This window comes from Microbulbifer variabilis ATCC 700307, assembly GCF_000380565.1.
GTDB lineage: Bacteria > Pseudomonadota > Gammaproteobacteria > Pseudomonadales > Cellvibrionaceae > Microbulbifer > Microbulbifer variabilis.
Genome location: NZ_AQYJ01000018.1, coordinates 14,247 through 26,266, shown reverse-complemented (window position 1 = coordinate 26,266; position 12,020 = coordinate 14,247). Strand labels below are relative to the sequence as shown.

Annotated in this window: 11 protein-coding genes; all 11 read left to right on the top strand. The window is 45.5% G+C overall.

The window, feature by feature from the left end:
* Nucleotides 1-104: 104 nt before the first annotated feature.
* The 11 genes from G367_RS0101590 (at nucleotide 105) to G367_RS0101535 (ending at nucleotide 12,000) form a co-directional block, all read left to right on the top strand.
* A complete protein-coding gene (locus G367_RS0101590) occupies nucleotides 105-986 on the top strand; it encodes a nitroreductase family protein (RefSeq protein WP_211214863.1) in 882 nt (293 codons plus the stop codon).
* Nucleotides 983-2,089 (top strand): polysaccharide pyruvyl transferase family protein, encoded by a 1,107-nt coding sequence (locus tag G367_RS22855; protein ID WP_020411339.1) that lies wholly within the window; start codon nucleotides 983-985, stop codon nucleotides 2,087-2,089. The genes G367_RS0101590 and G367_RS22855 overlap by 4 nt, the downstream gene beginning before the upstream one ends.
* A gap of 202 nt (nucleotides 2,090-2,291) precedes the next feature.
* Nucleotides 2,292-3,539 carry a hypothetical protein gene (locus G367_RS0101580; RefSeq protein ID WP_020411338.1) on the top strand — a complete coding sequence of 416 codons (1,248 nt, stop codon included), beginning with the start codon at nucleotides 2,292-2,294 and terminating at the stop codon, nucleotides 3,537-3,539.
* 427 nt (nucleotides 3,540-3,966) lie between these two features.
* Entirely contained in the window at nucleotides 3,967-4,968 is a 1,002-nt protein-coding gene (locus tag G367_RS22850) for a glycosyltransferase (RefSeq protein ID WP_020411336.1), read from the top strand.
* Nucleotides 4,969-5,038: 70 nt separating this feature from the next.
* Nucleotides 5,039-6,307 (top strand): glycosyltransferase family 4 protein, encoded by a 1,269-nt coding sequence (locus G367_RS0101565; RefSeq protein ID WP_020411335.1) that lies wholly within the window; start codon nucleotides 5,039-5,041, stop codon nucleotides 6,305-6,307.
* The gene (locus tag G367_RS0101560) at nucleotides 6,295-7,152 is read left to right on the top strand and encodes a dTDP-4-dehydrorhamnose reductase family protein (protein ID WP_020411334.1); all 858 of its coding nucleotides are present in this window, start codon (nucleotides 6,295-6,297) and stop codon (nucleotides 7,150-7,152) included. Before G367_RS0101565 ends, G367_RS0101560 begins: the two co-directional genes overlap by 13 nt.
* A 23-nt stretch (nucleotides 7,153-7,175) precedes the next feature.
* Entirely contained in the window at nucleotides 7,176-8,186 is a 1,011-nt protein-coding gene (locus tag G367_RS0101555; RefSeq protein ID WP_020411333.1) for a polysaccharide biosynthesis protein, read from the top strand.
* Entirely contained in the window at nucleotides 8,179-9,306 is a 1,128-nt protein-coding gene (gene wecB, locus G367_RS0101550; RefSeq protein WP_020411332.1) for a non-hydrolyzing UDP-N-acetylglucosamine 2-epimerase, read from the top strand. Before G367_RS0101555 ends, wecB begins: the two co-directional genes overlap by 8 nt.
* Nucleotides 9,307-9,325: 19 nt before the next feature.
* Complete coding sequence (locus tag G367_RS0101545; RefSeq protein WP_020411331.1) at nucleotides 9,326-10,288, top strand: UDP-glucose 4-epimerase family protein; 963 nt, start codon at nucleotides 9,326-9,328, stop codon at nucleotides 10,286-10,288.
* On the top strand, nucleotides 10,279-11,307 hold the full coding sequence (locus G367_RS0101540) for an MraY family glycosyltransferase (protein ID WP_020411330.1): 1,029 nt from the start codon (nucleotides 10,279-10,281) through the stop codon (nucleotides 11,305-11,307). Before G367_RS0101545 ends, G367_RS0101540 begins: the two co-directional genes overlap by 10 nt.
* Nucleotides 11,308-11,418: 111 nt before the next feature.
* On the top strand, nucleotides 11,419-12,000 hold the full coding sequence (locus G367_RS0101535; protein ID WP_020411329.1) for an acetyltransferase: 582 nt from the start codon (nucleotides 11,419-11,421) through the stop codon (nucleotides 11,998-12,000).
* Nucleotides 12,001-12,020: the final 20 nt, after the last annotated feature.

Below are 12,020 nucleotides of genomic sequence, written 5' to 3'. Positions count from 1 at the left end.
ATGTTTGGTTGAGGATTAGGCCCTTTGGGCGCCTCCTTAAGGCTCTTCATGGATTTTTCTACAATTTCAAGCGTTTTTATTCTTATGCGGGATGGCGTTCAAATATGAAGGATGTTGAACAGCGAAACTACACTGCTGTCAAAATCTATCATAGTTTGGAAAAAAGTATGAGCTTTAAGAATAGGAGGGTAGGTTCTGGATGGTCAGATGCTTATGCATTGTTGGATTTGTTGAGGGTAGCGCATAGGTTTGATGAGCTCGGCTACCACGATAAGGCTGCGTGTAAGTTGCTAAGTAGATTTATAGAGTTGGAAGGGAATAGCCAAACGAAAAATGCGAGCTATATAAGGGGGGAGTTGTCAAAGCTGAATTTTGCATCTCTAGAAGAGCATGGAGTAAAAACTTATTCTGCGGCTGACTTTCATCGAGGAGTGCTGAAGTCCCCCGAAGCTTTTTTTCTCTCTCGATATTCTTTACGTGAATTCAAAGGCGAGAATGTGAGTGAGGAGCTTATTAAGCGCGCTATTTCGTTGGCGATGAAGTCACCCTCGGTTTGTAATCGGCAAGCTTGGCATGTTTACCACACTACTGAGTCATTACCTAAAGAGGCGGCATTGAAGTATCAAGCTGGAAATCGCGGGTTCGGGGAAAGAATTCCAAATCTTATGGTGGTAACCACTGACCTAAAAGCTTTTATGCCAGGGCAGGAACACTATCAGCACTGGATAGATGGTGGATTATTCTCAATGTCACTAATTTATGCTTTGCACTCTTTGGGGGTCGCGTCCTGTTGCTTGAATTGGAGCCAGTCACCTGCTAACGATAAATTACTTAGGTCGTCAGTCAACATTAAAAATAATCATACTGTGGTCATGATGCTTGCAGTGGGGTGGCCTGAGGAAGTGAATAATGTGTGTGTATCCGCAAGGCGACCATTGGATGAGATTTATACATGTTTGGAAGTGCGTGCTGGAGGCTGCAAATGAAAATCGCACTTGTTACGATACATAATGCAAATAATTACGGTGCAATATTTCAGGCGTTCGCACTTCAGGTCGTACTTTCCAGATATGGTGAAGTGAAAATAGTTAATTATGATAATCGCCATATCTCAAGAAGTTTTGATTTAGTAAGGGTTAAGCTATCGTTACATGGTTTACTTGGGATGGGAAAGGATTTACTGAGGTTGTTTCCCCGGTATCGTGTGATTAATAGCTTTAATAAATTTATTAATGACAATATGGAGCTTACACAAGTTTTTTCAGCTTCTGAGCTAAAGTTGGGAAATGCAGAAGAATTTGATTGTTACGTTGCAGGCAGCGACCAAATTTGGAATCCTAGTTGTGTGAGTTCAGACGGCCTCTTAAATCCCATCTATTTCCTTGACTTCTGCCCTGAGGGAGCGAAGAAAATTTCTTATGCATCTAGTATGGGGGCTTATTCCTTTTCTGAGCGGGAAAGGTTAGAGCTCAAAGGGTACCTGAAAAGCTTCTCGGCTGTGTCGGTGCGAGAGAGAGGTGCTAAGTTACTGTTGCAAGAAGTATTAGAGCGTGAGGTTGACCATGTGCTCGATCCCACGCTTTTACTATCTAAAGATGATTGGTTGGAGAGTGTTGGGATAAGTAATCAAGTTCGGGGCGGAGAGAGATATATTCTCCTGTATACCGTTCCAAAATCTCCGCTGATTAGACGTGCTGTCGATTTCTTTTCGAAGAAGATTGGTTTGAAAGTGGTTGCAATTGACCAAGGACTCAGTGCTGGCGCTCATGTCGATAAACATATAAGAGATGCTGGGCCTCAAGATTTTATTCGCTTGTTTTCAGAGGCTGATTTTGTGATAACAGATTCCTTTCATGGAGTATGCTTTTCAATTAATTTCGGTAAGCCTTTTGTGGCAGTTTCACCAGGAAAGCATGCAAATAGGATCGAGAGTTTATTGTCGCTTGTTGGGCTAATGGATAAGTTGGTCAAAAGTGAGAGTGATTTTGTTGATTTCAAAGTTGATGCTGATTTTGAAGGGGCGCAGGAAAAGTTGCTAACTGCAAGATGTGCTTCGCTTGGTGTGCTCTCGGCTTCGTTAGAAAAATAAAATGGTGGACTCCTCTAACAGCCGCTTAATTTTTAGAGGAGTAGCCTAATCTTTATCAGGCGAAGATCGAGTAGTAACTGCATAATTACTCGAAAACGAAAAAAGTACCTAGGTACTGATGCCTTCGGGCAAATTTTACTCTCTACTAATAGCTTTTGTCTTGATAATATGCACGATTACCTAAGTTTATAGAGACGTCCTAATGCGAATAAAAAAAAGTTCTGCTGGGGCTTTCTTTCTTTTCCTGGCGACCATAATGGTTCCATCATTGATTTATGTGTCTCTGGCAGCCTCTTCAATGGCCGTAGGGATCTTGGTTGTGTGTGCTGTTATTGTTGTGGCTGTTCGTAAATTATACTTTCCGATAGGTTTTATAAATCTGTCATTTCTATTTTTTTTTACGGCCTTCGCTTTCCATGTTGCTTATTTTTGTGTGCAGGGTGGCTTAAATCTTAAGCATGCGTTTTCGGTTCTCCTGTTATTGTTGATGTTTTTTAGCGCTGGCCTATTTTCTATGAAAATCAAAGGTATGCGGGATGAGGAGTTGGTTAGTGGCTTGAAGAGTTTGAGTGTAGTGGTCGTTTTTTTTGGTGCCGCTTCAATAGTTTTTTCGGTAGATTTTTTAGGCTACGGCAAGTATGCGAAAGCAATTTTCCCATTTGCTGAGCCGAGCCATTATGCTATCACTGTTGGTGGTATTTTGCTTGCCTCTGGCTTCTATTTGACCCCAGCTGTGAGGGTAGGCTTGGTGTTAAGTATGTTGTTATTTTCGGTGCTTTATCCAAGTATGCTTTTACTTTTACTTACTCTTGTTATGCTGTTTAGTTATTATGTGCATAGCTTTTTAAGGTTTAGCTTGGTTCTTTCGCTGGTTGTTGTATTGGCGTCTTTAGTCTATTTTTCTGGCGCTGATATTTCATATTATACTGACAGGTTGAAGTTCGATGATTCGACATCCAACTTGACGGCCTTGGTTTATATGCAAGGGTGGGAGGATGCATATAGAGCACTGGTGGATACAAATTGGATTGGACAGGGCTTTCAGAATATGGGGTCACTAGATCCAGGGATGTATGGGGAGAGAATATTTCAAATACTAGGGAAATATAAAAACCGAGAGGATGGAGGGTTTCTGGCTGCAAAAATTGTAGGTGAATTTGGTGTGCTGGGCTTAGTTTTCTTGTTCCTATATATGATTACGCTCCTCTCTTCAGTTCTGTATAACCATAGGTTTCTTAAAGCCTACAAGAAAGATCAAGTCTCGGCGCTGGGGTTTTTCCCTGTATCCTCAGTGCTTGGAAGCTCTTTGATGGTTGCGTTTTCAATAGAGTTGTTCACAAGAGGTTATGGCTATTTTTCTCCTGGAATATTACTTGCCATGACCTCGTTTTTTTTAATAACCAGAAAAGATAAAAGACATTCGGGTGCGCAAGTTGCAAGTTATGCTTGATGTATTTGAAGCCTTTTTCTGTTGAATGATTATTCTGCTTTCTAGGTAGCTACTAACTAAGTTGTGTGGTTGGAGTATGAGTGTAGTAGTTATTGGCGGAGCAGAGCTTGCACGTAAAAGTCTAGCTGATTTTTGTTTGCAATAATCAAGTGGGGCGTATGCTTGCTCAATCGCAGGGGCGGCAAAGAGGCTAAGTCTGCGAAGGTTGAATTTGTTCATGGAATTTTTTTTGATGAAGCCTCATTAAAAGGTTTGGTTCTTGATCGAGAGGTGCGGAGGGATATAGGGCGCTTTCTTGGAATAAATACAGTCTGTGGAATGCTATTAGCATGGTTAGACTTGATGAAGATGACGGTTGCGAAGGTTCAATAAAATGACACGAAGTCTCGTACTTTATGCTCCTAACGTACACACAGGAGGAGGTCTTGTGCTGCTCCGTGCGTTACTTGCTGCTTGGAATGATACTCTGCCCTTGGCTGTTTTTCTTGATAGTCGTGCACGAAAACTACTTGAGTTGCCGATGGGAACTAAAGTCTTTTGGGTAAATGCTAGCGTAAGTTCAAGGCTTAAAGCAGAATTCCGATTGAGAAAAATGGTGCGTGCCCGTGATACCTTGCTATGTTTTCATAACCTTCCTCCCTTGTTGCCAAGCGTAGCTAGGGTAGTTGTTTTTCAGCAGAACCGAATTTTGCTCGGCAATAATTCTTTGTTTCAATTCGCATGGAAGGCAAGGCTACGTATTACTTGTGAGCGTTTCATAAATCATATGTTTCGGCATCGTGTGTCTGAGTATATCGTGCAGACGCCAACAATGCAGCGCGACTTACTGCAGTGGTATTCAGCTGCAGGTCGCTCTCGGGCACCAACCGTGAACGTGCTTCCTTTTTTTGACACGATAGCCGGAGCGAATGTCCCTGGTGAATTTTCACATGAATGGGATTTCATTTATGTAGCAGATGGCGAGGCACACAAAAATCATCGAGTATTACTGGAAGCTTGGCGTTTGCTTGCCCAAGAAGGTTTATATCCATCTTTAGCTCTCACGTTGACCTCACGCGATGATCCACTAAAGCTTGAGGTGGAGGCTGCACGTGCGAAAGTGGGCCTTAATATTTTTAACCTAGGTAAGCTTCACAGGGAGCGTGTTATTGAGCTATATAAGCGTACACGTGCCATGATCTTCCCCTCAACGTCTGAGTCATTCGGGTTGCCTTTGATTGAGGCTACTCAGTTAGGAGTGCCTATTTTGGCCCCTGAGTTGGATTATGTGCGCGACGTATGCTCCCCGATGCATACGTTTGATCCTTCATCCGCAATATCGGTTGCCCGGGCAGTTAAGCGTTTCCTAGGTTGTCCCGAACCTGTATTAAGTTTGCGAGCTCCGGAAGAGTTCTGGTGTGAGCTACTGCAACAAAATATCTCAGTTTAAAGCGAGTGGATAGAATGTTTTTTTTTAGTAGCGGGTTCTTGAATTCCGCCTTGCAGTTAGAGTTGGAACGATGAATCTTGGGGAGGCGCATCCGCAGCGATTACTAATAGTTACCCAGTACTTTTGGCCTGAATCTTTTATCGTCAATGATTTAGTGCGTATTTTGGCTCAGCAGGGACATGAGGTGGTAGTAGCCACTGGCAAACCGAATTATCCTGAGGGTAGGATCTATGATGGTTATCAGTGTTTGGGTGTTCAGAGTGAGCGATATACTGATAACGTTGAAGTTTTCCGGGTTCCGCTTTGGCCGCGGGGTGAAGGTGGTTCGCGTAATTTGGTCTTGAATTATATTTCATTTGTTTTTTCGGGCCTCGTCTTTTTTCCTTGGCTACTAAGAAAGCGAGACTTTGATTTTATTCTCGTGTTTGCTCCGTCTCCAATCACTCAGGTTATCCCAGCTCTTCTCTTGAAGTGGCTGAAAAAATCCCACCTCGCAGTGTGGATACAGGATCTTTGGCCTGAGAGTCTGGCTGCCACCGGATTTGTTAAGCATAAGTATCTTCTCAAGACGATTGGTCGTCTTGTTAAGCGTATATATGCTGGTTGCGATACATTACTTGTTCAGTCCCGTTCGTTCATCGAACCTGTAGCCCGTTATGCGCGACGGGAAAAGATCATTTATTACCCCAACTCTATTGATGTTTCCACACCAGATGAAGTAGTGAATGGCGTTCCTCTGGAATTGACTGAGCTACTTGATCAGCATTTTAGTGTGGTTTTCGCAGGTAATCTGGGTGCAGCGCAAGCAGTTGAGACTCTACTCGAGACCGCCATTCTACTGAAGCACTATCCGGAAATTCGTCTGGTGCTAGTCGGTGGTGGAAGCCGGGTCGAGTGGTTACATTCGCAGAAGCAAGTACACCAGCTGGATAATTTGATACTACCCGGACGTTTCTCAATGGCAGTCATGCCTCAGATTTTCGATCATTCAGATGTTTTACTGGTATCGCTCAAGGATGAAGAAATCTTTGCTAAAACAATTCCAAGTAAAATCCAAGCTTACCTTGCTGCTGGGCGACCAATTATTGCCTCATTACGCGGTGAAGGTGCCCGAATTGTGACAGAATCCGGGGCGGGAACTGCTTGCGATCCTGAGGACCCCTCCGCACTTGCAGCATTAATCTGTTCTATGAAGAATCTGCCAGCCGCTGAGCTGCAAAAAATGGGGCAGGCGGGCAAAGCATATTTTTATGAACATTTTGAGATGAGCAACCAGGTAATGCGCTTGGTAGAGATTCTTAAAACCCAACGAAAGGAGCGACAGTCGTGCGCATATTGATATTGGGTGTAACGGGCATGCTTGGCAGCGCTGTTTACAGGACCTTGACGCAAGACCCTACGTTTGAAGTATGGGGCACTTTGCGTAGTTCTGGTGCACTTCGGCATTTTGAGGTGCAAGATAGGCAGCACCTGTTGTGTGGAATTGATGTACTTGACCAAGACACATTAGTTGGCCTGCTGGATCGAGTTCGCCCAAACGTGATTGTCAACTGCGTCGGTTTGATTAAGCAATTGTCCGATGCCGAAGACCCTCTATCGGCCCTGCCAATTAACGCTATGTTACCGCATCGATTATCGAAGCTTTGCGGACTGATGGGAGCTAGGTTGATTCACGTTAGCACTGATTGTGTATTTTCCGGCCGTAAAGGGATGTACTCTGAGGTTGAACCGTCAGATGCTGAAGACTTATATGGCAAGTCAAAATTCATTGGTGAGATTGATGAGGTGCCGCACGCAATTACATTACGTACATCCATAATCGGGCATGAACTCACTAGCAGTAATGCTTTGATTGACTGGTTTCTCTCACAAACAAGCCCGATCAAGGGGTATGCAAAAGCAATTTTTTCCGGATTACCCACAGTCGAGTTGGCTCGAATAATTAAGACGTATGTGATACCTAATCCCGAGTTGCAAGGCCTTTACCATGTATCGGCTGAGCCGATTGATAAGTTGTCACTACTCCAGTTGGTGGCTGAAGTGTATGGACATAGTATAGAGATCGTACCTGATGAGCAGATCTGTCTTGATCGTTCATTGGATTCTTCACGCTTCCGTGAGGCGGCAGGTTATCAGCCTCCCGTATGGTTGGAGCTGGTTAAAATGATGCACGAACAGCGTTGATCTTTATATTTTGGTGAATGTTTATGTTGGATAATAAAGTTTTAATGATTACCGGTGGGACGGGTTCGTTCGGTAATACTGTACTTAAGCGTTTCCTTGATACTAACGTCAGGGAAATTCGAGTATTTAGTCGCGATGAAAAGAAACAAGAGGACATGCGCATTGCCTTGGCTAATGACAAGGTCAAGTTCTACATTGGTGATGTACGTGATTATAGTAGCGTTGCCCATGCCATGGTCGGTGTTGATTATGTTTTCCATGCTGCTGCGTTGAAGCAAGTACCTTCATGTGAATTCTATCCTATGGAGGCGGTTAAAACTAACGTCGTTGGTACGGATAATGTGCTGAATGCTGCGATTGCTACCGGAGTTCAGCGGGTTGTAGTGCTAAGCACGGACAAAGCCGTTTACCCGATCAATGCCATGGGGATCTCCAAGGCCATGGCGGAAAAATTAATGGTAGCTAAGTCTCGGATGATTCCTGATTCTGGCCCAGTTATTTGTGCAACGCGCTACGGTAATGTGATGGCCTCCCGTGGCTCAGTGATACCTTTATTTATAAGTCAGCTAATTGGCGGTGAGCAATTAACCATTACCGATCCGAACATGACCCGTTTTCTAATGTCCCTGGAAGATTCGGTTGATTTAGTGTTACATGCCTTCGAGCATGCTGAACAGGGGGATATTTTTGTACAAAAAGCCCCAGCCTCTACTGTTGCTGATCTTGCTCAAGCCCTCAAAGAATTGTTTGATCGTGGAAATCCAGTCAAGGTTATTGGTACCCGGCATGGTGAAAAGCTTTATGAATCCCTGATTTCTCGTGAGGAAATGGCCAAAGCTCAAGATATGGGCCGTTACTTTAGAATTCCTGCTGATAATCGGGATCTCAATTATAAGAAATTCTTCGTTGAAGGTGAGCAGCACATTTCTGAGTTAGATGATTACACTTCGCACAATACTGAACGGTTGAGTATCCAAGGTATCAAGGATGTCTTATTAAAACTTGATTATATTCGAGGGCAACTCAATGCTTAAGGTTATGACACTGGTGGGCACTCGCCCTGAGCTAATCAAGATGTGTCGTGTGATTGCAGAATTGGATGAACAGGTTGACCATGTCCTCGTACATTCTGGGCAAAATTATGATTTTGAGCTAAATCAGGTATTTTTTGATGATCTGGGAATTCGAAAACCAGATCATTTTCTGGGAGCGGTCGGTGATACAGCTGCGCAAACTATTGCGGAAGTTATTGCTAAGGCCGATGGAGTACTCGAACTGGAAAAGCCCGACGCGCTTCTATTGTATGGTGATACGAATACCTGTTTGGCAGTAATTGCAGCCAAACGTCGGAAAATTCCGGTTTTTCACATGGAGGCTGGAAATCGCTGTTTTGATCAACGTGTTCCAGAAGAGTTAAACCGCAAGGTACTCGACCATATGAGTGATATCAATATGGTGCTTACGGAACATGCACGACGCTACTTACTCGCTGAGGGCATTTCACCGGAAACCATCATCAAGACCGGATCGCATATGGAGGAGGTACTTAATTACTATATGCCGCGTATTCAGTCTTCGGCAGTACTGAAAAAAGAAGGGCTGGAAGATGGTAAGTTTTTTGTTGTCAGTGCTCATCGAGAAGAAAATGTAGATACTCCAGAAAACCTACGGGATTTGCTGGAAACTTTGCGTGCGCTGGCGGATAAATACCAATACCCGATCATTGTCTCTACTCACCCGCGAACGCGAAAGCGCCTGGAGATGTTGGGTGAGTCACTGGATCATCCTCTCATTCGCTTTGTAAAACCGTTTGGATTACTGGACTATATCAAGCTGCAGATGTCGGCTTTCTGTGTGCTTTCAGATAGTGGGACCATCACTGAAGAGGCTTCGCTATTGAATCTACCTGCACTTACCATCCGTAATGCTCATGAACGCCCGGAGGGAATGGATGAGGGCACGTTGATCATGTGTGGCTTGAAGAAAGATCGAGTGTTGGATGCGGTGCGTGTAGTGGCCAATCATCATGATCGTGCTCAGCGCGTGATCCCTGTTGTTAAGGATTATCAAGCAGGCCCTGTTTCAAAGCAGGTGGTGAGGGTGATACTCAGTTACACTGATTATATTAATCGTACTGTCTGGTCGAAGGCCTGAATAGCCTAGAGATATATCAATGCGTGTTTTATTAACTGGTGCTACTGGTTTCGTTGGCAGGGGAGTAGCCGAAAGGGTGTCAACCTTAATTGAGCTGGATACAGTTGCTGCACTGCGTAAACCTGTATCTGATCTCCCTAAATCTATCGGGAGTCTGCAGATCCCGGGAGTTGAGCCCAATACTGATTGGCGAAATGAACTGAAGGGGGTTAATGCGATTATCCATATGGCCGCGCGTGTTCATGTTATGAATGAGATATCGCTTCAGCCTCTTGCCGAGTTTCGCAAGGTTAATGTTGATGGGACATTGAACCTCGCTCGCCAAGCTGCAACTGCGGGCGTACGGCGCTTCATATTTATCAGTTCAGTCAAGGTTAATGGTGAGGGCACTACAGAAGGCGTGCCCTATATAGCGGATGCCTTGCCGGTGCCTGTTGATCCCTATGGTATTTCGAAAATGGAAGCTGAGCAGGGGTTACGTGCACTGGCGGTTGAAACTGGGATGGAGGTGGTGATTATCCGCCCGACGCTTGTGTATGGGCCGGGTGTGAAAGCTAACTTTCTCAATATGATGCGTTGGTTGCATAAAGGCATACCTTTGCCTTTCGGGGCTATTTACAATCAGCGCAGCCTGGTCGCGTTAGATAATCTGGTTGATCTGATCGTAACTTGTGTTTGCCATCCTGCTGCTGCCAATCAGACTTTCTTGGTTAGCGATGGTGAAGACCTTTCTACTACGGGGTTGTTGCGCAGGATGGGCATAGCATTAGGTAAGCCTGCACGATTGTTGCCTGTTCCAGGCAGGCTTTTGGAGGCTAGTGCGGCGGTTTTAGGGAAGCGGTCTCTCTCTCAGAGGCTGTGCGGCTCTTTGCAGGTTAATATCGATAAAACACGTGAGCTATTAAACTGGGCTCCCCCGGTTAGTGTTGACCAGGCGTTGCATAAGACGGCGAAGCACTTTTTGGAGCAGCAATGCAAATGACTATTTTGCTGCTGTTTTCTGTGGCTTGCGTTTCACTTTTTATGACTGGTGCCTTGCGCCGTTACGCACTAACACGGAGCCTGATGGATATCCCGAATGCACGCAGTTCGCACTCTGTGCCGACGCCGCGCGGCGGTGGGGTGGCCATCGTGGTGGCCTTCCTGGTAACTTTGCCGGTTTTGACTTGGGCAAATATGTTGTCCTGGGATGTGATGTGGGCGCTACTGGGAGCGGGTACCGGTGTGGCCGTAATTGGCTTTCTGGATGACCATGGCCATATTCCCGCTCGCTGGAGATTATTGGGACACTTCACGGCTGCTATTTGGGCATTGTTCTGGTTGGGTGGGCTGCCGCCACTGAGTCTATTCGGTATGCCCCTGGACTTGGGGTGGATTGGGCATGTGCTGGCGGCTGTCTATCTAGTTTGGCTGTTGAATCTCTACAATTTTATGGATGGCATTGATGGCGTTGCCAGTGTAGAGGCCATTTGTGTATGCCTGGGCGGAGCTCTGTTGTATGCAGTCTTGGGTTTTACCGGCTCACTACAGACTCCGGTATGGATCACGCCGCTGCTTCTTGCTGTTGCGGTCGTAGGCTTTTTGTTTTGGAACTTTCCTCCTGCAAGAATATTTATGGGCGATGCGGGCAGCGGTTTTCTAGGTATCACTTTGGGGATATTGTCTCTGCAGGCTGCCTGGGTGGCACCGCAGTTATTATGGAGCTGGTTAATCCTGCTCGGGGTCTTCGTATTGGATGCGACTTGGACCTTGATGCGTCGCTTGCTGCGTGGAGAAAAGGTGTATGAGGCACATCGAAGTCATGCCTATCAGTACGCCTCACGTCAGTTCGGTAATCACTTGCCTGTAACTCTGGCAGTGTTGGGTATTAATTTACTTTGGTTGCTGCCAATTGCGTTGTGGGTTGGACTGGGAGAATTGAATGGTATGCTAGGTTTGCTTATTGCTTATTTTCCCCTGCTGGTACTGGCGGTGAAGTTTAAAGCGGGCGGGCAAGAATAGGCAATGAATCTTACTGTAGTTAATTTATTGGTTATTCTTGGTAGCGAAAAGTACGCCCTAAAATGAAACCCTTAAAAAGTAATGACACTTTGCGTGACAAGTAATTGAGATATGAGCCTAAAAAAAACACTGCTAATTCTGGGGGCAGGTGGCCATGGCAAAGCCGTGGCTGAGGCCGCAATGTTGTCAGGAGAATGGCAGCGGGTTTGTTTTGCAGATGACCGTTGGCCGGAATTGAAAGAATCTTTCAACTGCCCTGTAATAGCGAATAGCTTCACTTTGGCTGAGGTTGCTGGAACAGTGGATGCTGCCATTGCAGCAGTTGGTAATAATGTATTAAGAGAGCAGTGGTTGGCAACTCTACAGCGAGAGGGCTTCCCAGTGGCTACGGTCGTCCATCCCTCTGCGTCTGTCAGTGCTAGTGCAGTGCTGGGGGCGGGAAGTACGATAATGGCGTTAGCCATGGTTGGAGTGGATGCACGGATTGGCTGCGGTGCAATCGTCAATGCTCACGCAACTGTGGATCATGATGCTTGCTTGGGGGAGTTTGCCCACTTAGGAGTTGGTGTACATATAGCTGGCGGAGTGCAGGTGGGTGCAAAAGCCTGGTTGCAGGCGGGGTGCAGTGCTGGGTATCGCGTAGTTATAGCCGAGGGGGAGGTCTTGGCTCCGGGAACGGTGCTGACAGCATAATGATTACTATTATGGGGTCC

What these genes read in the sequence shown, in the direction of transcription:
- G367_RS22855 (WP_020411339.1), top strand. Translation starts at nt 983, where the DNA reads ATGAAAATCGCACTTGTTACGATACATAATGCAAATAATTACGGTGCA.
- G367_RS0101590 (WP_211214863.1), top strand. Translation starts at nt 105, where the DNA reads ATGAAGGATGTTGAACAGCGAAACTACACTGCTGTCAAAATCTATCAT.
- G367_RS0101545 (WP_020411331.1), top strand. Translation starts at nt 9,326, where the DNA reads ATGCGTGTTTTATTAACTGGTGCTACTGGTTTCGTTGGCAGGGGAGTA.
- G367_RS0101555 (WP_020411333.1), top strand. Translation starts at nt 7,176, where the DNA reads ATGTTGGATAATAAAGTTTTAATGATTACCGGTGGGACGGGTTCGTTC.
- wecB (WP_020411332.1), top strand. Translation starts at nt 8,179, where the DNA reads ATGCTTAAGGTTATGACACTGGTGGGCACTCGCCCTGAGCTAATCAAG.
- G367_RS0101580 (WP_020411338.1), top strand. Translation starts at nt 2,292, where the DNA reads ATGCGAATAAAAAAAAGTTCTGCTGGGGCTTTCTTTCTTTTCCTGGCG.
- G367_RS0101535 (WP_020411329.1), top strand. Translation starts at nt 11,419, where the DNA reads ATGAGCCTAAAAAAAACACTGCTAATTCTGGGGGCAGGTGGCCATGGC.
- G367_RS0101565 (WP_020411335.1), top strand. Translation starts at nt 5,039, where the DNA reads ATGAATCTTGGGGAGGCGCATCCGCAGCGATTACTAATAGTTACCCAG.
- G367_RS0101540 (WP_020411330.1), top strand. Translation starts at nt 10,279, where the DNA reads ATGCAAATGACTATTTTGCTGCTGTTTTCTGTGGCTTGCGTTTCACTT.